Here is a 22,338-nt window from a genome sequence, read left to right as displayed (position 1 = left end):
TAATTCTAAGATTTTGTAAATGAATTACTTATAAAATGAGAGGAGAGCACTTGAGGTAAGCTCTGCCGCCTCGTCCGACATGTAATGCCCGGATTTCAACCTGGCATGAATGGCTGCCAGTCGCTCCGGCGGCAACGGCGCATCAAGTTTCTCTTTTTCAACTTTGGACAAAAGGTTTTGCGTAACTCTCTGTTCTGCAGAGAGTTCATATTGATCGCCTTGCAGATTAACGGTCGAGCTTGGCAACTTCGCCGGGCGCTCCGGGATGTTATCCTTGATTTCATCCGGTGCTCCCGGCAGGCGATACGGGCGGTTGGATTCTACACGCATGGAATATTTGTCCTATTTACGATGTTATGTCAAAAAAGATAGCAACTGGTGTGCCATCCAACTACTGGCCGGCACCGGCGAATTGGGCCGTGGGAAGTGCTCCTTCAGCTTTCAGTTTGTCAAAAAGCTCTGACCAGCCAGATCGAATCTGTGTCAGGGCATCGGCAACCTGATGCAATTGCGAGATGTCGCGGCGAGTATTACCTATCATCAACTTGGTCGAGAGAAAGCTGTAGGTGTTATCCAATTGTCTGACGATTTCAGTGTTATCCGAAAGATTCAGCGTTTTACGCAGCTCGCCAAGGCACTCAATAGCGGCTTCAATAGCCTGACCTTTTTCCGACCAGCGATTGTTATGCATGTGTTCCGCCGCTTCGCGGGTGTACCTGATGGCACCGTCGCAAAGCAGAAGAACGAGCTGCGGAGTGCTGCAGGCAGCGTCCATGGATCGGTATGTAACGTGGTTCGGTGCAATTTTCATGTTATCCTAAAACTCCAGCAAGATAATTGCTTTGATTTCTCATTTTTGACAGTGTAGTTTCGAGAGTGGAGTATTGTCTGCGCAACTGTTCTTCGATAGCCTCAAGCCGACGCTCCCACGACGCAATCTGACGGTCAAGGTTTTCATTCTGGGTTTCGAGGTTTTGCTGCGCATAGTGAATGGCGCCGGTTTCGTCATCGGAAATATCGGCCGCGACGCTGGCAACCATTTCAGTTATACCCTTTCCCAATCTGAAGCTTGTGTTGACAGTACCCGGACCGGAACCGGGTGACGTGAAGCTCAGAACAATTCCTTCTGAAGGGGTGCCTGCAATTCCACGAATAAGGAGGCCGTCAATTGTCGCGGCCTGGCCATTAATCGTGGCGGAAGCAGGGACTCCGGACGCATTGTAGTTCACGACCAACGAGTAGGTACCACCCTGGCTGTTTTCGTTTGTCGTGACGAGACCAATTTTGTTGTCACCGCTTTCAAAGGTTTGACTGAACAGACTCACGACTTCTTCAAAGCGCTCATCGAGTGCATCGGACAACTCGGTTTCGTCGATAGTCAGCAACCCTCGCTGGGACGACATTATCCCGATGTCCGCCAAGTGATTCAAGACATTGCCTGACGGCAGGGCGCCGACTCTTTGTGACACAATCGAGGCCAATTGACTCCTGATTGAAGAAAGAAACCCATCTCCGAGCAGAGGAGCGGCCGTCTCGTTTTCTTCATCGTATGATGAGAAGGTGGCAATATCCTGCATGACGGAATTGTACGCATCCACAAAACTGCGGATTTTGCCTTTCATCGCTTCCTTGTCATCGTCAACGGTCACAGTGACAACATTGCCTGCATCCACTTGAAGGAGGTTCAGAGTGACTCCTTCAATGAAATTCTCGACCGTATTCGTGGATTGCGTGGCATAGATACCGTCTATGCGGAAGCGCGCATCTTCCGCGGCGGTTAAAGTCGGAACGAAAACATCCGTCGAAAAGGTATCGCCGGTGACCAGTGTACCTGCAGAAAACGTCATTGTCACGCCGTCCGCAACGGCAATCGAATTACCGGCATCACTCGAATTAATGGTAAAACTTCCTGTATTCCCTGCGGAGTCCGTCCAATCGATCAAGATACCGTTAGTCGTGCCTACAGTTCCACCGTTTGAGACGGTGAAGACATAGGTCTTGTTCACCGTCCCCGTGTATGCACCGCCGGACGTTAGTGCAGACGTTCCGCTCCACCCTGCTCCGGTCTCCGCGCTGTCAATGACTTTTCCGGAAAAGTCCAGTGAAGTCGGATTGGACAGGAAAGAAATGCGGTTATCAAGACCGGGATTATTTGCCGTGATCACCAGTCTGTATCTTCCGGAGTCGGAGCCGTCGTCAAGGATAGAGGCGGTGACCAGGTTATCGTTATCCGCAGAATTGTTGATCAGGTTCTTCAGCTGCTCGAGCGTAGTTGCAGAAGAAAAATCGGCGTCGGCGATAGTTATGGTTTCATCACCAACCTGGATGACGAAATCTCCACCACTATCACCGACGCCGGTACTATTCTTGTCGTCAAAGCCTTGCGCCGCTATACTGTGGGCTTTGGCCAGGGCAAGCACTTCGACGGAATGAGAGCCGCGAGCAGCACTTGCAGCAGCCTGGACCGCTACAACGGACGAATCGGAGGAGGAAGCCGATTTGACCACGAATTCGGATCTTCTGTCAAGATTTTGCGCGGCACCTTGCAGCCCGGCGACCTTGCCTTGGATCTGAGCCCACAGATTGAGCTTGGTTTCGTTTTCACTTTTGCGATTTTCGTAGAGGTCAACACGACGTCTTTCAATTTGCATCAGTTGTTTGATCGTGGAATCCCAATCAATTCCAGAGACCAAACCGGAAACCGTGGTTGATGGCTGTGACATTACTCCTCCTTATCGTTCTGGACTGAGGCCGATTGGAAGGGTCTCCGCCCGGTCGTCCGCGCGGAACCGCGCGGAGCGACCTGAACGATACGGGGAGAGTTACTTCCGATTAGCCGACGAGTTGTGCAACGATATTCGGCAGACCATTGGCCGTAGAAAGCATCGAAACACCGGTTTGCATGAGAATCTGCGCGCGGGTGAAGTTCGACATTTCTTCGGCGAAGTCGGCATCACGAATTTGTGATTCCGAAGCCGTTGCATTTTCACGCTGAATCTTGAGATTCAGAATAGTGTTTTGCAGACGCTCTACCATTGATCCGATGAACGTCCGCTCAGTATCCTTGGAATTAATTGCCGCGATCAGCGTGTCGATCGCCGCCTGTGCCGATGCAGTATCGGCGACATTCAGGCCGGCAATACCGAGATCGTCCGCGGTCATTCCACCCAGGTTCACATAGTAGTAATCCTGTCCGGCGACATTGGTCTCACCGATATGGAACTTGATGGCCGCGCCATCGGCAGCCGTAATGACTGCACTGCTTCCAAGAGCGAGTGTCGGGTCAGCATTAGGTGTGGCTGCGGCGTGCGAGCCATCGAGCAGCCTGAAGCCGTTGTAGTTCGCCGTACGGGCAATACGGTCGGCTTCGGACTTGAGCTGCTGGAATTCGACATTTGCGACCTGACGGTCCAACGTCGTCAGAATTCCGTTCGAGGCCTGCACAGCGATAGCTCGCATGCGGACCAGCTTTTCATCAATGACGGCAAGTGCGCCTTCAGCCGTCTGCAGCATGTTGACATTATAGGAAGCGTTCTTCTCAGCCTCGACCATACCTACGATCGAAGAGCGAAGACGTTCGCTAATGCCCAGTCCGGTGGGATCATCCCACGCGTAGTTGATGCGCAGACCGCTGGAAAGTCGCTGAACCGCCTTGTCCAGGTCGTTCTGTGCTGTCCACACAGAGCGTTGTGCACTTAGTGACAGCAGATTGTGGTTGATACGTGTACTCATGCGTTCCTCCTCCGAGGGAGCTTTTCTGGAAAGTGACCTTTAAGCTCAAATGAATTTTTCGCACCCAAATGGCGCGGTTCATCTGAATTATCGGCGACCCCTTTCCGAACTTAAATTCCCCTTGATTAAGAGGTTAGGGTCAGCAAATCTCACTGACCCCGCAGAGTTCATTCCACAATCCCAAAGAACAAATCAGCCAAGTTCTGTGAAAGACTTGACTTTCAAAATCCTCATTCAGAATCTGCTCAAGCTTTTCTTTACGAAAGAGTTTACAGATAAGCGGCTGTTGAAGAGCCGAATTTAATTCTCTCTGACCCACATTTGATGTAAAAAGAATACTCAGAGAGGCGTTGAAGGCCCGTTTTGGACGTCTCAAGATGGTCGCGGGAAGTAAGCCGTCGGCGGCTTTTCTTAGTAGCGGCTTCTCCAACCCGAACGCCGGCATGAGCGCTGCCTCAGGCAATCCGATTGCAAAATGCACGACATCAGGATCCGTAAAGGGAACCCGGCCTTCAATTGAACCAGCCATAGCCGACCCATCCAAACGAAGGAGCAAATGCCGGAAGTGATCCCGGAAGAGCAAGGTCCTCAGGAAACTGTCGGGTCGAGCATCTCTTAGAAGTTCCCCAAGATAATCTGCATCCGTTTGAACAGCGGCCAGCAAAGGAGCCGGGTCAGACAGTGATTCCTCCAGGTCTGCAAGCGAAAACCAGGAACTGACATTTCGGTAACGTTGGATAAAAAGCGGCCAATCGCCGTCAGAACGGACACGTGCCAAGAGCCGATGGTAGCCACCAAAGAGTTCGTCAGCTCCTTCACCGGAGAGAATCGCCTTTACAGAGTCTCGTGCGCGCTTTGACAGTTCATAGATGAGGACTTCGTTGGGAAGAGACAAAGGAAGCGCTCTCTCTGCAATCAATTCCCGCATTGACTTAAAGAACTCCTCGGGTGAGACGACGAGTTCAACGTGCTCAGACTTAATGCGCTCAGAGACAAGCTTAGAATAGTCTAAATCATCCGTATCACCGGCAAGAGCGACGGCGAAAGTTTTGAGCGGCGCAGGTCTTACCATTTGGAGAAGTGCCGCAAGAATTGAGCTGTCGAGTCCTCCTGAGAGAAACACACCTACAGGCGAATCGGCAGAGCTCTGTCTGTAAACCGCCTCCGAAAGCAGGTAGCGGAGTTTACTTGCAGACTGGTCACATGGGCCAAGCGATTCCGATTGAAACGGAGAAGCGCTCCATCGCACCTGATTTGCAGACTCACCAAAGAGAGTCACGACAGAACCGGGGGACATGAGTTTGACATCGCTTAGAACCGTTTGAGTGTTCAAACACACTTGCGATGTTCTCAGATAGTGAAGCAGGGCGACAGCATGCGCTTTTTGAACGGCACCACATGAAAGGAGCGACGACGGTTGACTTGCGGCTGCGGAAGTCGAAACGGTTTGAGAGTAAAATATAGGCTTGACGCCGTACTTGTCACTAATCAAGTGCACGCTGTCGCCGTGAGCCGACAGCAGCATCATCGCAAACATGCCATCAAGCTTGCTCCAGGTCTCACCGCCCCAGCGCTCAATTGCGGCGGCCAGTGTCTCAGTGTCGCTCGCTGAACTGAACCGGGCACCTTGCAACTCAAGCAAACGTCGAAGTTTCCCATCATTATAGAGCTCGCCGACGAATGCCAGTTTTCTTCCGTCAGACAAAGTGACAGGCTGCGCTCCGCCGTTGTGGTCGCGCAAGGCAAGTCTGCAGTGACCAATTGCACCGCTGCCGCTAAAGATTAATCCGCTACCATCCGGACCACGCGAGGCGAGCCTGTCCAGGGCGGACTTTGCAACAGCCTCTGTCTCGAAGGGGCTTCTTACGATTGCAATGGAGCCACACATTTTTAGCCGGTTCTGTGCAAATAGTTGGTCGTTCCGCCTCTTTTGTAGCCCGAAATTGCCCGCTTTCGGCAGCGTACCGCCGTTAGTCTCTTGCCAATTGACAAGAGTTCAGCATCGAGTTGCCGCTGCAAATACTTGTCAGAGGCTTGGAGTGCGAGCAGCTCACGCTTCACTTTGTCGCTCAGACCATCACGTTGAGACAGGCCTTCCAAGACGATTTGGCGGCGATCCAACAGTCTCTCGAGTTCAGTCATGTTACGTAAATCCGCCGCATTCCATAGAGCGTCGGAGATCTGCCGCAACTCGCGCGACAGATCCTCCGTGCTCTTTGCAACTTCGGCGCTTGCCTCAGTCAGATTTTCCATCATTCCTCTATCCAACCAACTGGGCGACTATATTTGGGATTTGGTTTGCCTGTCCAAGCATCGAGACACCAGTCTGCATCAAGATTTGCGCCCGAGTGAAATTGGACATCTCTTCAGCGAAGTCCGCGTCACGAATCTGGGACTCGGAAGCTGTTGCGTTCTCGCGCTGAATTTTCAAATTCAGAATGGTATTCTGCAACCGCGTAACCATCGAACCGAGGAATGTACGGGTCGTGTCTTTAGAGTTAATCGCCTCAATCAATGTCTCAATTGCACTTTGTGCGGAGGCAGTATTCGACACGTCAAGTCCGGCAACTCCAAGATCGTCGGCGGTCATTCCGGCGATATTAATGTAGTAGTAGTCCTGTCCGACCGTATTGTTCTCGCCAATATGGAACTTGATTGAGCTTGCTTCACCAGCAGTTGTGACAGCATTCAAACCGAGTGCCAGGGTCGGATCCGTGCTGATCGATGAGGCCTGTCGAGAACCATCCAGCAGTCGGTAACCGTTGTAATTCGCGGTTCTCGCGATCCTGTCCATTTCGCTCTTCAGCTGCTGGAACTCGACATTGGCTACTTGCCGGTCAAGTGTGGTCAGAACTCCGTTTGCAGCCTGAATGGCAATAGCCCGCATGCGAATCAGTTTTTCGTCAATGACAGCCAATGCGCCTTCGGCCGTCTGCATCATGTTGATATTGTAATTGGCATTTTTCTCAGCCTCAACCATTCCTGAAATAGAGGACCGCAGGCGTTCGCTGATTCCCAATCCAGTCGGGTCATCCCAGGCGTAGTTGATTCTCAGGCCACTTGACAATCGTTGGACTGCCGAGTCCAAGTCGTGCTGGGCTGTCCAGACGGCGCGCTGGGCACCAAGGGACAGCAAATTGTGATTGATACGTGTACTCATAGTTCTCCCGTGATATTAGGTTTCACCCGCTAATCGCGGGAAAGTTTTTTCAGTAGATAATCGGACATCGCGCGGGCAAGTTCAGCCATGGGATCATTGCTGTGCTGGCGCTCGGTGTCAACTTTTCGCAGTAACTCGAGCTTTCGTTTAGCGCCGTCCAGGGTGTATCCTTGAACTTTGACGAGGTAATTGATCTTCTCCAGATCCGCGATTGATTTGTCGTCATATCGGCGCTGATTTCCGGTGGTGCGCAACGGCTCCAAGTAGCTTTCGAACTCTTTTTCCCAATACCGAATCGTTGGCTTCGGGATCCCGGTAATGGCATGGACTTGCCCAATGGAATAGAGTTTCGGCGCTTTGGACGACCGTGCGCGCGGTACAGTCAGGATTTCTTCGTGCTTCATATCAAGTACTCCAGATAATTCAGATTCCTTACACTCTGGTTATCGGAATACTGCCCGCAGAACTTTAATTTCGGAAATCGATACATTATTGGCGATTTCAGGCTAGTTTTGACTCACTCTCAACCAGGACATTGAAGCATTTCTCAAGTGCAACCGGTAGTCGGTACTCAAGCTGATCCGCGAGGGACGTATAGTCGCCAGATGCCTGGGCTGCAAGTATCTTGTCAATGACCGGCATCAACTCAGAGCCAGCCGTATTGAATCTGCCGTGCAGTCCATCGGTCTCTGCTCGCTTACCCAAAGCAAGCGAAGATCCCCTAAGCGACAGAGTAAGCTTATCGACAGCTTCTGCAAGCTGCTGATTCGCATTGTATTCATCGCCCATTCTGAACCGAGTGGCAATCATCGGAACTTCCTGCAGCAACTGCTGATAAATCAGCACAGAATCCTTTAACATTTGTGAAGCAACATCATCCGGATTTTGCACAATCAACTCGAGTTTTTCAACTCGGGTCACTGGGGTTGAAAGCTGCCGGCGCCGGCGAAAACTATGCTCGATCAGCACACCGTCCATGGATGCTTGAAGCAGCACCTTTCTGTCGGCATGAATCTCAGATTGTATTTCGCTCAAGACCTGCCCAACTTCCATTTCGCCCGTTGCCTGCTTTTCCAATTCAAGACCATTAATATAGATCTTCATGCTGTTGCCTCCATAGGATTGTTATGACGCGTTACGTTTATCGTGCGGGCTTCGGGGAGTTCCTCAAGACATTTGCCTGCCATCGATAGCGATTGGTACAAATGCCTTAGCTCTTGCGCCTGCCCACTCACATTTGTGCCGCTAAGACTTGACCTTGCAATCTTCAGATAAGCAACAACGTGATGCAGCGGCGGATGCTTCAGCAACTCCCCATCCAATTCCTGCTCCGCTTTTGTCAGATTTCTCGATGCCGCAGTCAGCAACGGCGAATCTGAGCCGACCTTTTCTATCTGCTTACAGGCATCCACCGCACGATCGAAGAGTTTTGAGAACCGTCCGGACGGCGGCGTTTTGCCGTCTGGATCCCCAGTCAGCGCGTTGTACCAGAACTTTCGCAAGTCAGACTGCCATTTCTCGTACTCGAAATGTGAACCGTTGATCGGCCGAAGCTCCACACCCGGCACGTATGTGCCACTTGCAGTCTCGTAAACTGTACACCCTTCAGAACCGACAATAGACTCCCCTTGGCAGAGTAACCTTTCTGCAGCAGACAGGACTGTTAGCACAGATACTCGCGACGCCGGGGCCGAAGTCGAGCGTTTGTCCGGAATTCTATGAACGACATTCTCCAAATGCGGTTCTATAACTAAATTGGCGATGCCATACGGAGCCGTCTCAAATGCATGGGCGGAACCTCCTTCTATTGCGACCACCGGCAATCGCCGGCATGCCGCAACATGTGCTGGTCCCGAGTCCGCCGTAACCATAAGGTCTGCAGAATCACACAGCTCGATCAAATCACGTATGGACGTCTTGCCAATCAAGTTATTGACGCGTCGATTGGTAAGCCCGCGATGATCATTATCCTTGCTTGCGTTTCCCACCAACGTGACCTCAGCACCACGATCAATCAGCATTGATGTGAGCGCATCAAACATAGGCTGCGGCCATTGCTTGTCCGATTGCGAGGCCGTCAAATGAAGAAGGACATGCGGTGTATTCGTGTAACTCCGACTATCGATTTCCCTGTCCAACGGCTTCCTCAACCGAGGGATCCGATCAATAAAGGGCATGCGTGGTGCGACGGCGTTTACATATATGTCAACTAGATTAAAAGCGCACCACGGCCTTGCAAGATTTGTCGCAAAAAAGTACCGTAACCATGAATTCCGAACCACTTGATAGCCGCTTTCATCCAGTGTCACCCCCTCAGACCCGCGAGATGCGAGCGCTGCAAGTACCATGGACGGTCGTGAATGCGTTAAATTAAACACCCTGTCATATTGCGCGGTATCCATTCTCTTGACAATCCTCGCGAATGCCTCCAAGGGAAGTCGATCAGAGCGAACACTTAGCGGCCTTAATGTATCCTCAAAGTCGATACAGACAATATCATCAACGGATGACAGTTCAGATGCGATTTCAACAAAGCTCCGTTCAATCAGGAGATCAACACTATTGAACCCCGCGTGACTTCTAAGTGCGCGAATCAACGGCTCAGACTGAATCAGATCTCCCAAGCGGGTAATTCCGATCACGAGCGCGCGGCTACTCATTGAATGACACCCTTTTCCACTCCCCAATGCCGGAATTCGTTCATGAGCATGATCATCAGCTCAACGCGACTAAGCTTGTGGTTGCGTCCCGGCACTTTTGCCATCAACTTGGCAAGTGATGCGGTCTCATTGTCGTCGAACTGAGACAGGAACTGCAAGAACTCCTCATCGTCAAAAACCACAGTTTTGAGGTCACCAATTGTGTTCATTGCCGGTGTCCTTGGGATTTGGCCTGGACCGAAGATTTTGGAGATAGCAGTTCGCATTCTGTGTGCATACGTGTGCTCTTTAAGGACGCGACGACGCGCTGCTGCGGACATCATCTTCCGCATTTCCGGGTCCTTCAAGCACAATTCAATTGCCGCAACCAGCTCGGGAACGGTGCGAACACTAGTCATTTCATCCGGAGCAAAGTGAAGTTTCAAAGGCATCTGCTCATCGACAATTTGAAACGCGCCGCACGACGCAATTTCAAACGTTCGGGGATTTACGAAAGTACCGTTTTCAAGAAGTTGTTGACCGATCGAACTATGTATATTCAAGTTCACGGACGAAGCACAAAAGATCTTCACAGTTTCCTCCGTGCTAACACGACGTCCGCTCTCCTGTAAGCGATTAACCCAGCTCTCAGGCCAATCATTACCCCAAATTTTCAAGTCAGGCATCTGCAGAAAGTCAAAGAGCCTCTGTCTATTCGGGTATCCGGCGCCAACAAACGAAAGTATTGAGCCAAACCGACTCAATTCTTCGTCAAGCAACTCAATTGGTCGATGAACCTTCGGGTTCGCCGCGCACGGCAGATACTCGACGCTCTTTGCACCGGCGCGTAGAATGGCTTCATGCGAAGCGCCACTTTGAATTGTAAATACATTGTCAAACTCGCGAACAATGTGGCGCCAATACTCAAAACGAGCGATATCCTCAACAAACCAAAATGCCGTTTTAATACCTGCCGAACGCAGCCGTCTCAGGCCGTCCACGGTTACAGGTGATTGCGCAGTGAACCATACAAGATCCACACGGTTCGAAATTGCCACTTCCGCAGCGAAGTCACCAAGGATAGACGCGAGTCGAGCTTTAAGACTATTGCCGCGGTCTCCGTCCAGCAAACTACCGAATTGTCTGAAGAGAGAATAGTGTTCTTCGAAGTTCAGGACCCTGCAGTCGTGGCCAAGATCTGTTAATGCGTCCGCTACGTGCAATGCGATAGGCAGGCTTCCGCCATACAAGGGAGTAGGCAGCAATACCTTTAGCTTTGTGGTTGCAGGATTCAAAGGCTGATTGCTTAGGCTAATCATGGCAATGTGAGAGTAGTTCACGTTCACAGATATCCCGCTCGAATGCGGTGCGTAGTTCGACCGGGTATATTTGATCGAATCCATGAATACGTTCCGTTCCCGGCATTACAACGTGCTTGAATTGTTTACCGGAATTTTGCGCCCATGCGCGAGCCGAATTTCGCATGAAGTCAAATTTTGGTGCGGACAGCGAGAAATTCGCGCTTGTTCGAGCAACGCCTTTAGAATACTCTCCGAAACTATCGCTCATATCCATGCCGATCAAGTAGATGGGCGCTGGACCAAGTCGAGATGCGATGTCCGCAGCTGCCAGGCCGCTTGCGCCTCCTTGAGTAAAGATGTTTTGATCTTGACTTACCATTAAGAGGGGCAGTTTCAAGTTTCGCAGTACCTGAGGATGTGTCCATGGGAATACAATAGTCCATTCGCTTCCGTTGGCAAACTCAAGATCGTCCAGAACAGTACTTCGCGCTTCCATTGCAACAATAAAATCCGCATTGAGACCAAACTGCCGCAATACAGGAATCGCGCCGGATGCGGCTACGATTGTAAGTTCACTCCTGAACTCCCTCAAGCATTCAATCGAAACACTCAGAGATGGACTCGAGCCAACTGCCACCGGGATTCGCGGCGAGCAGAACTCCGCGAAATCCAATTGCTTCACACTCGTAATCAAGCGCTCGTTTTCAGAGATGTTCTTTGAGACAATTGGATCGTATACTTCCCGGGACACCGCCCTTACGTGCGCCGTATTTAGGCATTCACGCAATCCCGTGTCTAAGAACGGAGCAAGAGTCCGAACATAAGGCATAACTATCAAGCGCGAGCCCGGTAGGAATGTGCTAAATACTCTTGTCATCGAATCTCTCGTCTCGCATAACAACTGATCGCGAAAGACACCGTGGACTTTGCATAGAGTGGCCAGAGTGCCAAACACTTCAACGCATGCGGAAAGCGCCTCTCTTTTCTTGAGCTCATTAGCAAGGTATCCGAGGCCATTACCAACCAGTAAAACGGAGCCATGTTGGCGCGCCAGAAGCTCAGCAACGCAATGTGCCTCACGCAAAGGATCAACAGCGCTATGAACACTGACACCTGACGGTTTATGCACCGCGTTTGCATGCCCGCTATAAGAGAGCTTAACGACAAACTCACTCATTCCACACCTAAGTAGCAATGGCTAAGCGCTGCAGCATCATCCTTTACCAGGTCTAACATGGATTCGTATGCACAAAGATCTTGTGAAAGTTCAATAAGGTGGTCACGGGCACACTTTACCTGGTTCATAAGTCGATGAGTACAACCACTTGACACGTCTGCTAGTGCATCGTACCAGGTATTGATCGAGTTCTCAATGAGAAGGTCCGGCGCACGAGTTCCGACTGCTCTTCGAAACGGAAGCACATCCGAGTATAGCGAGAGAGACTCCATGCCAATGTATTCAAACGCTTTGATGGGACTGCGTGCTTTATTGTGCATTGTGTCATTCATTGGTGCAATCCAAAGGTCTATAGGCACAGAACGAATTCTCTTCAGATGCATTGTGTAATCATTGATCCACCTGCCTCCGCAACGGACTCTTGGATGGTACGCCAACTTTCCGGGGTGCACACCCCACCAATAAAACCACACATTCTCTTTTTCATTCAAGAGGCGCTCAAGCGCCGGAATAGCGTTAGCCAGATCAATGCTATGAGTTGAGCTTCCGGCATAGCCAATTCTGAATGCACCATCAGATGACGTCCGTGCCCTACCATTAAAGTGCTCAAGCAAAGGTGCGGTCGGCAAGAGCTTCGGCGAGCTCTTCGTGTTCTCAAATTGGAGCGCTACTGTTTCATTTGGACAAGTGATCAGATCCGCGCATTCCACCAATGACCGCACATTTAACTCGAACGCAACGCGATGCTTCGCCCTAATCGAGTGCGCGGGAAAGCGATTTAGCAGAACATCGTCGCAATCATAGATTAGGGTGCCGCCTCGCTGTTCATGCCAACTTTGCAGAATGTCCCGGTGAGCTTTGTTTGACACGGATCTGAATACAACGACTACCTCGGCATTGGCAATCACCCCGTCCAGTTCCAACGCAGTTATCTGCGAAGTATCAATACAGGCAAAGTCCCGACCATACGACAACCCAAGTCGAGTAAGTGGCGACTTCCAACGCAGCCACATTCCTGCTGACTCAACACTCTCGTCGGAGATCACAAGGAGGCGGGCGCTCTGCCTGCTGCCTGTGTTCCGCAACACTTTTCGCTGCGGTGTGTGCTGATCCCATCTTTGCTTGAATAACTGCTGGTTTCTATCATCTTGATCGTATCGTTCAGGCGATGATCCCCGATAGTGAAGCACATCACAGTCAGCTACTTTTGTCTGCACACCATTTCGCTTCGCACGTAAACAAAGGTCGACGTCCTCGTACCCATTCAAAAAGGTCTCATCAAACCCACCGAGATCCAGGAATGCAGCACGTGACATAAGCATTGCAGCTGCTGAGACTGCATCAATGTCGTCTGCCAATGGTCTTGGCTGAGTATCTTCAATATCGTTGACAACTCCATCTTCAACAGCTACGCCGGCGGATTGCACACACCCGTCCCAATACCGAAGGCGTGGTGAAACAATGGAGTCAACAGATTTCTCGGACCAAAGCGTGTCAAATGATGTCGGGGAGAGTTCGCAGTCATCATTCAGGAAGAGCAGCCAATCTCCTTTCGCAAGCCTCGCGCCAGTGTTGCATGCTGCTGAAAAGGAAAGGCTTTCCTGTGAAACGTACGCCCTTACTCCACTCCTGTCGAGCGCGATTCGCTCATCAGCATCATCCATGCCGCTGCTAACAACTATTATTTCTGAATTGTTCGGGAGCTGACAGGAACGCATACTTTCGAGCAGGTGCTCCGTGTAATGAACCTGCTTATGCTCCGTAATAATAACAGATAATGGGCAGACAGACTTGCGTGCCGCAACTCTCCGAGAAGCAGAATGAATATACGAAGTGCGCTTATTCAGCCACTCATAGATGCGCGTTTCTAACGCGGCCAAAAACGTCTTGTCTTGAAGCTCCGCTTTTGTGTTTTTTGCATCCGCTGAGAGTTGTCCCGTGGTATCGGGATCTGCACCGTCAAGATAAAGGCCGTAGGTACTGCACCCAAGCGCGGCAGCGAAATGCAAGGCGCCCGTATCAGGTCCAACGGCATGAGAACAGCTCCGCAGAATTGTATGCAACTGATCAAGAGTTGTCTTTCCGCGGAGATCGAAAGGTGAGCTTGTCTGAACCGGTTGACTTCTTGACAGTATAGTACCTAGCATTACGTACTGGAAGCCGGATTGTTCCGTCACCTCCATCAGACATTGAATTGTCTCGCTGGATAGAGTACGACCTGCAGCTCCTGCATCACATATTATTGCCATTCTCCGTTCACGTTCAGGAAGGCCTTTCGGTGCCAAGGATATGGGATAACTCAATTCATACTCTGAAACCGCAAAACGCGCCCATTGTTCAGAAATGTGGAGTTTCTTGTTGGCGGTTGTTCCGTTATCGTACTCCGGCAACGTTGAATCAGCGGCACCGTAACCCCTATTCTCCAGCTTCGCCGCCATCCGCGCGAAGTCCATAGCTGCCTGAGCATTCGTCAAGTTATACACAGTGTCGTAAGACCCACTTTGCCCTGTCAGAGCAAGGATCTCATCAAGGAGATACGCAAGCATGGCATCACTGCGTGCTTGAGCAACAATCTGCCTTATATTCACAGGCAGCACAGCATCAATCTCAGGGAAGATTCCGGCAATTCCTGCATATTGCGAGTCACAGCTCAACGTTATGCTGCACCGACTGTCACGCCGCTTGACTTCTTCACACAAGGGACGTGAGTGAAACAAGTCCCCAAGCCGTGCCCACTGAATGACGAGAATTCTACGCCGTGGCGTCCGCATGTTGCTCCATGAATGTCAACGACTTCACGGCGTCGGAGTGCTGCGGGTTGAGCTCCAGAACTCTGCGACAGGCAGCGATGGCATCGTCGGCAGATCCTGATTTCCACAACGCGCCCGCGAGATGAAACCAGAAATCTGCGTCATTGGGGTTGAGTTCGAGATACTCAGATAGTGCAGATATTGCGACTTCAGGCTTATTGGATTCCATCGCGGATCGGTACAGATAGAACACTGCATCTGCATTAGCGGGGTTACTTGTGACCACTTTTTGGAAGTGTTTGACGGCCTGCTCGTGTTTGTCCCGCGCAGCCAAACTGACTCCCAAGCCAAACTCAGCACGCGTTGCTTCCGGATTACGTGCCAGCGCAGCCAGAAAGCCGTACTGCGCAGCAGTCCAGTTTTTCTGCAGCATGGCGACAGAGCCCAATCCAAGAAATGGCCGTTCAGAACTGATATCCTTTTCCACTGCCTGCAAGTAGGCATTTTCAGCTTCCGCGGCGCGATTCAAACGAGTCATGCAATTGCCAAGCAGTTGCCAGGTTTCAAATTCGTCATCCCGACCCATTGTAAAGCGACGTTCAACGATACTATTCAGAATGGCTGCAGCTTCTTCATGGCGACCCTCAAGACACAGCTTTTGAGCACGATCAATCATCGTCCGCGAGTCAGCAATGTTGTCCACTGAGTTTCCGGCGGTTTCGAGTGCCTCGTACTTACCAATGCCTTTTGACCAAACAATCTTCAGCCCGTGAGCAGTGAGGTACGTTGCGTCATCAGGCTGAATATGCTCGGACCATCGAGTAGCGAACATCAGCAAGTTCTCCGCATCATGACGTTTGCGCCCTTCGCTTGACTCTTCATGGTGAGTTACCACACACTCTGCGCAATAGTAGCTTGAAAAGCCCTTTAGTCTTAGTTTCATGCAGAGATCAATATCCTCAAATCCATTTCGATACGCCGCATCAAAGCCACCGACTTGCTGGAAGATGTTGGAACGTATCAGGAGGCAAGCCGCCGTTACTGCCGCCATTGAACGCGAGCTCGTCACAGCAGCGTGGTCTGCAGGGAAACCTTGAAAAATGTGGTATGGCGTACCGTCTTCATTGAACGCGATTCCAGCGTGTTGAGTTCTGCCGTCAGGGTACAACAGTTTTGCGCCAATGGCACCTCGAGAGCTGTCTGATTTGGCTGCTTGAAGGAGAGTGTCGATAAAGTTATCGGACACCTCTGTGTCATTGTTCAAGAACAGGAGATACTCACCTTGAGCCACCCGTGCACCCTTGTTGCATGCCAGGGCGAAGCCCTCATTAGTCTTATTTCTAATCACGGTGATATCGCCACTGACCGAGTCAAGTATCTCACTTGTCTTATCAGTTGAGGCGTTATCGATCACGATCAACTCATAGGTAGCAGTGTTGATACTACTGGCCAGTGATAGCAGGCACTTTTCCGTCAGGTCACCGCGATTATGCACTGGAATAATGATCGACACATCCTTCAGAAAGGAATTAGACTGTTGCATTTATGTCTCCTGGGACAAATGATTTATCAATCAGAGTCACAACTGTTTTTCTTCTTGTGAGTGGTTCGAATGTAGAAATTGCATGCCTGTACATGCTCTCAAGTCCACAGATGAATTTCTCTCTGGTGAATCCTTGAGCAATGATCACGCTTCCCGGATATGCACTAGTGCTCACCGCCTTTTCAACGGCAATACGGATGGACTTAAGGTCAAGTGGATCACATTTGAAGTATAGTGAATCAGGGATGTAGTCCGACAGTGCACCCCAATCTGTTGCGACAACAGGCACGCCGGCAGCAGCACATTCCAAGTGGACAAGCCCTGGAAGCTCATAGAAACTGGGCAGAACGTGTGCAGCCGCTCCGCGAATCAGCGCCGACATCGCCTGCCACGGAATCCGATCTACAAATCTTACTGGCGCTTTACGCTTCCATGAGCGAACAGCACTTGAGTATGCCGGCTGAGGTGTATAACCACCCGTTGCGAACACGATTGGAACGTCAACCTCTTGCAGTGCAGCGAGAACAGCAAGCTGGTTTTTTCTTGTTTCGAGGCGACCAATGCAAAGTATGTACTCGTCAAAGCCCAGCGAGTTACGAATCTGACTTACCACAGATTTGTCTGTTATGCATGGAGCCTCAATCTCAAATGGGATCAGCACTTGCTTTTCCACGGCAAGCGGAAAATCCGTCGCCAATCTCTGACCTTCAGATTTGCTGCATACATGAAGTACCGCAGCCGCTTCGATAGTTTCATTTGCCACGGGATTAGGCGCGTGCTGCCTAGCGTTCAAGGTCAACAATGCATACTCAAGATCATTGTACACGAGGCGACCTTCAAGGCAATTTCTGTAAAGAGAGAATGCTTGATGTGAAGCCAAGAGATAGTTCGCCCAATCTTCATAGAGCGTGGTTATAACCAGCGGCTTGACGGACTCGGCGGCAAATGCGCAGGCTTGCCCAAGCGGCTTGGGCAGCGTGATGTTCACAAAATGAACAATATCTGCCTCTTTAGCCATACTGAAATCAGAGCAGTACCGAATATCAATGCTTGTGTGATAAGCCGCCTGCTCAATAAGTTGCATAACGCGGCCATCTCCGCCCGGCGCGCTCCAAACATCGCCCCGATTCATCAGTGCAACTCGAAGTTTGCCGCTCTTTGATATCTTTGACTTTTGCCGGAAGGAACAGTTACTCAGTGCCACGTGAAGTCGCACGGCAACATCGTCCCACCTCCACCGTCTTGCCCATTCCTTGCCGGATGCCGACAGTTCTTTGCGCAGAACGTCATCAGTTGCGACTTTAGCCATGCATTTTGCAATGTCCTCAATAGCAGTCGGATCGACCGTCAGCGCGGCAGTGCCAACGGTCTCACCAAGTGCCGTAGTGGAAGACGCAATGACAGGACATCCGCACGCCATAGCCTCAAGAGCAGGCAGTCCCAACCCTTCACTTAGCGAAACAAAGACAGTAGCCAAGGCATTCGAGTACAGGTATTGCAGTTCATTGTCGCTCACGCCGGTACGACAGACAATCGATTCCGATAAGTGCATCAGATCGAAGCGACTAAGAAGTCTGTTCAGGCTTTGCTCGGTGAACTCACCAACCAAGAGTAGTTTGGAGTTCGCAGGCAGCAAATGCCTTGCATTACCAAACGCGCGAATCAGACCGGCAATGTTCTTTCTGGCGTCGGATCCGCCAACATAAAGAAAGTATGGCGCATGATCACAGTTTGTAAAGGTGTTAGATGTGTTATCAAGGAACACTTCATCAATGCCACCATAAAGCGGCTGGACCTGATCGTCTGAGAAGCCTAGTATTGCTTTGCACTGATTGCCGACATAATCCGATATTGGGAAGATTCGATCACATTCGCGTGCAATAAAGTCTAGATTGTCCAAGTATTCGTCGGTTAGCTCAGCATCACCAGCAAGATATGACTCAGGAAACTCGAGCGGAATGAAGTCATACACTATCGATAGTATCGGACACTCAAAGCGCGGTAGCGAGGCCAGCCTTCTTCCGCGGAGCATTGGCAATGGGTCAGTAACCAAGAAGACGTCTAGGTCATGGCCGCACCCCACATTCAGCTTACGAAATTGAACATTCGGGCGTCCGAGTAGCTCTTTTAGTTCGTCGTCGACAATTGAACGCGCTTCAGTGAATAGCACAAAGTCCTTGTCAGATCCCAATGCAAAGAGCTCTGGCAGTGTACACATGAGATAGCGACCAATTCCTCTTCTCCTGCTGGAGGCGATTGTCAAAGGACGAATGTCGATTCCGATTTTACGAACTGTTTGTCCAGCATAGTCTCGCGTGCGTGAATGCCGCTTGTCAGCGACCGTGTATTCCCCGGCGAATGCGGCAAGTCTACGGCGAACTCGACACAGCTTTTCAACTTGAGATGACTCAAGGAATGACAAATTCAATGACTTGAGTAGCGAATCAGCGCGTGACAGAAAATACTGATACCATCCGCTCGCTTCGGCGCATGCGGGAACACTTGCCTCCAACAAGGCGAGTTCTGAGATCACATCACGTTTATCCATTGCCGCGGCGAAGAGTTTTGTCCATTCACGTTGAGCGGCCGTGCATTCCATTGGCGCGACGCTAATGTTGGCAAAGACCCGTTCAACCGGATGCGCATTCTCGTACATGCGGGTCAAACCTTGATCAACTCTGTCTTGGATGATCGTCTGCTTGATCGGCTGTAAGAAATATTCCTACCCGACGCGCCAATGCGCTTTGAGAGTTCGTCGTAATCGGCTCTAACCATCATCTCGACCAACGATCCAAATGTCACCTTTGGAATCCATTTCAGCGCGGCCTGTGCTTTTGACGGATCACCAACAAGCAAGTCAACTTCAGCCGGGCGAATGAGGTCAGCGCGAATTCGAATATGATTAGATGAGCTTAGTCCGACGATTTGGAACGCTACGCTCGCGAAATCACCTACACTATGAGTCTCGCCTGTTGCAATGACGTAGTCATCAGCACATTTCTGCTGAAGCATCAGCCACATCGCTTCAACGTAGTCTCCGGCAAATCCCCAATCTCGGCGCGCATCGAGATTGCCGAGTTCCAGATGTGACTGCAAGCCGAGCTTGATTGCAGCGACCGCGCGGCTGATTTTACGTGTCACAAATTCCAATCCTCGACGAGGCGATTCATGATTAAACAGGATACCGCTTACTGCATACAAACCGTAAGACTCGCGCATGTTCACGGTAATGTAATGACCATAGGCTTTTGCTACACCATAAGGGCTGCGAGGGTAGAATGGTGTTGTCTCACGTTGCGGAACTTCCAATACCTTGCCAAACATTTCTGATGATGACGCCTGATAGAATCTTGCCTCAGGACAGACGAGCCTTACTGCCTCCAGAAGGCGCGTTACTCCAAGGCCCGTGAACTCGCCCGTCAGGATGGGCTGAGTCCATGAGGTCGGAACGAAACTCTGAGCGGCCAGGTTGTATACTTCATCCGGCTTCACTAAGCCTAAAACTGAATTGAGTGAGTTTGAGTCCAGCAAGTCGCCTTGCAGCAGTTCGATACGGTCGCGAATGTGTTCGATTCGCGAGAAGTTCTCGCTGCTCGAGCGGCGAACCATACCAAAGACCTTATACTGTTTCTCGAGAAGAAGTTCGGCCAGGTAGCTTCCATCCTGGCCAGTTATTCCAGTAATCAGCGCCTTCTTTTCCATAATCAACCTAGGTAATCAATGAATGAGCGTGACAGAACACGTGACTGAATTGCGACAAGTGCATTATAGACTCCCTCTTCGACTGCAAGCTTACTCACAAGATCAGTCATCTCGACCCCTTGCGCCTCCTCAAGTCGATCTGTCCAATCAATCTCTACTGCGCTAAGTTCGGCCAGCTTATTGTGCAGTCGCTGCCCAAGCGAACCAATGTAAGTCTGCTCCTCAATGATTCGATTGCGGATCGAATCGAGATTGGCTCTCAATACATGAGTACTGAGAGCATCTTCCTGACCTTCTGGGGGTGTATTGTCGTTGGCTATCGTGTCACGCAGACTTCTAACAACAAAGAAAAGATCATTTGCGGTATTCTCTTGTCCTGCGGGTTGAAACAGGCGGTCACCGGTCACATTAATGGCAACATTTTCGTTTTCATCAATCGTCCGGTAGATTGACCCTTGAATCGCCGTAGAGGTAGCTGAAACGTCACGAATGTATCCGTTTGCATCTCTTTCTATAGTGAACGGCGCACTCAATGTTGCGTGTCCCGCAAAGAGAAACTTGTCACCAAATTGAGCGTTTGCGTACTCCATGAGCGATTCGAGCTTCTGGTTCAGCTCCTGTGACGCGAATATGCGGTCCTCGGGTGCGACATGGTCATTGTCGGCCGCAAGCGCAAGGGCGTCGATTTCATTTATTAGGTCGACTATTGCCGTGAGCTTGCTGTCGGCAGCGGCGGTGTAGCCCTGTGCATTTTCAATGTTGCGTTGATACTGCTGAATTGAAGACAATTGTGTACGGGCATTTAGTGCTTGAGCCGCTGAGTTGACATCTTCGGAGGGCTGCATGATACGAATTCCACTTCCAAGTTCCTGCTGGATACGTGTCATGTTGTAGAGCCGCTGTTCAACGTCACGAACGAATGACTGATGCTGTTGTAAATGAGAGACTCGCATATTATGACTTCATGTCAAGTACGGTTTGCATCATTTCGTCCACTGTCTGAATGATCTTTGCGGCTGCCTCATACGCCTTCTGCGTTTCAAGAAGCTTAGCCATCTCCTCATCGAGACTTACACCACTAATCGCACTGCGACGGTTCGTAGCATTTTCCAGAACAGCATTTTCAATATCTCGCTGCTGTATCGTTGCCGCCCTCGAACTTCCAACTTCTAAAGGAACATTCCGCAAGAACTGATCAAGCGATATGCCTTGCGTGCTATTCTGGTGCTGCAGAGCTGCAATTCTTAGAGCGAGAGAATTGTCTCCGGGAGATTCTGCAGCTGAAGATGCGGCAATCAGTGCAACATCAGCAGAAATGATTTCGGAAACCGCAAAGGTGCTAACACCATCCACATCAACGTCAAAGAACTCGTTTCCCGGCCCTCCGTTCAAGCCGTAGCCTTGAATATGTAATGCGTTGACGGAAGACGAAAATTCCTGCGCGAAGGTATCAAGCTTTGCGATTAGTCCGGGAAGTACTTGGTCCCTGTGATTGAACAGCGCTCCGAGCTCACCACCGTCCGGCCGCCAAGAGCCATGTGATGACCCGAGACGCAAAACAACATGCTTCTTCGAGTCGCCATCCACTTCATTGATGGTAACAGGAACACTAAGATCTCCTTGAACAAGTATACTTCCTCGGGAGTAGATGTTTAGCGATCCATCGGGCTGTTCCTGCACTGAAATGTCCATGATTCCCGATAACTGTTCGACCAAGAGGTCTCTTGAATCGCGCAGGTCTGAGGCTTCATGCCCTCCAAGCTCGTTCGCTACGATCTGGACGTTCAATTCCGAGATTCCAGACGTCAAGTCATTAACGTTTTCGGCAGCGGCCGCAATGCGGGTGTTTGTTTCCTCAATTTGCGAATTGAGTCCGTCGTACACTCTTCTTACACCATTTACGAGCGCTGTTGCGCGGTCACGCATTTGGTAACGCGGTGACATGCTTTCCGGGTCGTTCGCAAGATCCTGCCATCCCTGCCAGAAATTGTCCAGGAGCGTTGCCAGGTTATTCGAACCCATTGCGTTGAATGTTTCCTCGACTTGACCGAGGACATCCTCGCGCACGTTCCAGTAGGATGAGAGGGAAACGCCCGATCTGATTTGATTGTCAAGCAATCTGTCCCGCACTCGAGAAAGGTCATTGATATCCACGCCTGCGCCGACTCCCCAGAGTCCAGTAGCGCCGGGAGGGGAAGTGCCCAGATCGACCTGGCGGCGGGAATAGCCGACGGTCCCAGCATTGGTTGTATTGTGACCGATTACCTGCATGACAAGCTGCTGTACTTGTACCGCACGGCGTCCCTGTTCGAGTATGTTTGATAAAGTACTCAT

Annotated in this window: 18 protein-coding genes; all 18 read right to left on the bottom strand. The window is 50.7% G+C overall.

Annotation, left to right across the window (positions count from 1 at the left end):
- Positions 1–24 precede the first annotated feature (24 nt).
- The 18 genes from HUU59_00425 to flgK all read right to left on the bottom strand — a co-directional run bounded on the left by HUU59_00425 (position 25) and on the right by flgK (position 22,338).
- Entirely contained in the window at positions 25–330 is a 306-nt protein-coding gene (locus HUU59_00425) for a hypothetical protein (GenBank protein NUO17903.1), read from the bottom strand.
- Positions 331–391: 61 nt separating this feature from the next.
- Positions 392–811: a flagellar export chaperone FliS gene (fliS, locus tag HUU59_00420; GenBank protein ID NUO17902.1), complete on the bottom strand. Its 420-nt coding sequence runs from the start codon at positions 809–811 to the stop codon at positions 392–394.
- A gap of 1 nt (position 812) precedes the next feature.
- The gene (gene fliD / locus HUU59_00415; GenBank protein ID NUO17901.1) at positions 813–2,723 is read right to left on the bottom strand and encodes a flagellar filament capping protein FliD; all 1,911 of its coding nucleotides are present in this window, start codon (positions 2,721–2,723) and stop codon (positions 813–815) included.
- A gap of 109 nt (positions 2,724–2,832) precedes the next feature.
- On the bottom strand, positions 2,833–3,732 hold the full coding sequence (locus HUU59_00410; protein NUO17900.1) for a flagellin: 900 nt from the start codon (positions 3,730–3,732) through the stop codon (positions 2,833–2,835).
- A 139-nt stretch (positions 3,733–3,871) separates the two neighbouring features.
- Positions 3,872–5,620, bottom strand: a complete 1,749-nt coding sequence (gene asnB, locus HUU59_00405; GenBank protein NUO17899.1) for an asparagine synthase (glutamine-hydrolyzing) — start codon at positions 5,618–5,620, stop codon at positions 3,872–3,874.
- Positions 5,621–5,622: 2 nt separating this feature from the next.
- Positions 5,623–5,985 (bottom strand): hypothetical protein, encoded by a 363-nt coding sequence (locus HUU59_00400; GenBank protein ID NUO17898.1) that lies wholly within the window; start codon positions 5,983–5,985, stop codon positions 5,623–5,625.
- A 7-nt stretch (positions 5,986–5,992) separates the two neighbouring features.
- Positions 5,993–6,892: a flagellin gene (locus HUU59_00395; protein NUO17897.1), complete on the bottom strand. Its 900-nt coding sequence runs from the start codon at positions 6,890–6,892 to the stop codon at positions 5,993–5,995.
- 29 nt (positions 6,893–6,921) lie between these two features.
- Complete coding sequence (locus tag HUU59_00390; GenBank protein ID NUO17896.1) at positions 6,922–7,296, bottom strand: MerR family transcriptional regulator; 375 nt, start codon at positions 7,294–7,296, stop codon at positions 6,922–6,924.
- Between the two features lie 97 nt (positions 7,297–7,393).
- Positions 7,394–7,996 carry a hypothetical protein gene (locus HUU59_00385; GenBank protein ID NUO17895.1) on the bottom strand — a complete coding sequence of 201 codons (603 nt, stop codon included), beginning with the start codon at positions 7,994–7,996 and terminating at the stop codon, positions 7,394–7,396.
- Entirely contained in the window at positions 7,993–9,552 is a 1,560-nt protein-coding gene (locus HUU59_00380; protein ID NUO17894.1) for a glycosyltransferase family 9 protein, read from the bottom strand. Before HUU59_00380 ends, HUU59_00385 begins: the two co-directional genes overlap by 4 nt.
- A complete protein-coding gene (locus HUU59_00375) occupies positions 9,549–10,934 on the bottom strand; it encodes a glycosyltransferase (protein NUO17893.1) in 1,386 nt (461 codons plus the stop codon). Before HUU59_00375 ends, HUU59_00380 begins: the two co-directional genes overlap by 4 nt.
- Positions 10,843–12,009 (bottom strand): DUF115 domain-containing protein, encoded by a 1,167-nt coding sequence (locus tag HUU59_00370; protein ID NUO17892.1) that lies wholly within the window; start codon positions 12,007–12,009, stop codon positions 10,843–10,845. The genes HUU59_00375 and HUU59_00370 overlap by 92 nt, the downstream gene beginning before the upstream one ends.
- A complete protein-coding gene (locus tag HUU59_00365; protein NUO17891.1) occupies positions 12,006–14,780 on the bottom strand; it encodes a glycosyltransferase in 2,775 nt (924 codons plus the stop codon). Before HUU59_00365 ends, HUU59_00370 begins: the two co-directional genes overlap by 4 nt.
- Entirely contained in the window at positions 14,761–16,302 is a 1,542-nt protein-coding gene (locus HUU59_00360; protein NUO17890.1) for a glycosyltransferase, read from the bottom strand. The genes HUU59_00365 and HUU59_00360 overlap by 20 nt, the downstream gene beginning before the upstream one ends.
- Positions 16,289–18,967 (bottom strand): glycosyltransferase, encoded by a 2,679-nt coding sequence (locus tag HUU59_00355; GenBank protein NUO17889.1) that lies wholly within the window; start codon positions 18,965–18,967, stop codon positions 16,289–16,291. Before HUU59_00355 ends, HUU59_00360 begins: the two co-directional genes overlap by 14 nt.
- Positions 18,964–20,007, bottom strand: a complete 1,044-nt coding sequence (gene gmd, locus HUU59_00350; protein NUO17888.1) for a GDP-mannose 4,6-dehydratase — start codon at positions 20,005–20,007, stop codon at positions 18,964–18,966. The genes HUU59_00355 and gmd overlap by 4 nt, the downstream gene beginning before the upstream one ends.
- Positions 20,007–20,957: a flagellar hook-associated protein FlgL gene (gene flgL, locus HUU59_00345; GenBank protein ID NUO17887.1), complete on the bottom strand. Its 951-nt coding sequence runs from the start codon at positions 20,955–20,957 to the stop codon at positions 20,007–20,009. Before flgL ends, gmd begins: the two co-directional genes overlap by 1 nt.
- Position 20,958: 1 nt before the next feature.
- A complete protein-coding gene (gene flgK, locus HUU59_00340; GenBank protein NUO17886.1) occupies positions 20,959–22,338 on the bottom strand; it encodes a flagellar hook-associated protein FlgK in 1,380 nt (459 codons plus the stop codon).

The organism is bacterium (genome assembly GCA_013360195.1).
Classification (GTDB): Bacteria; Electryoneota; RPQS01; order RPQS01; family RPQS01; genus JABWCQ01.
This window is presented reverse-complemented; position numbering and strand designations above follow the sequence as displayed.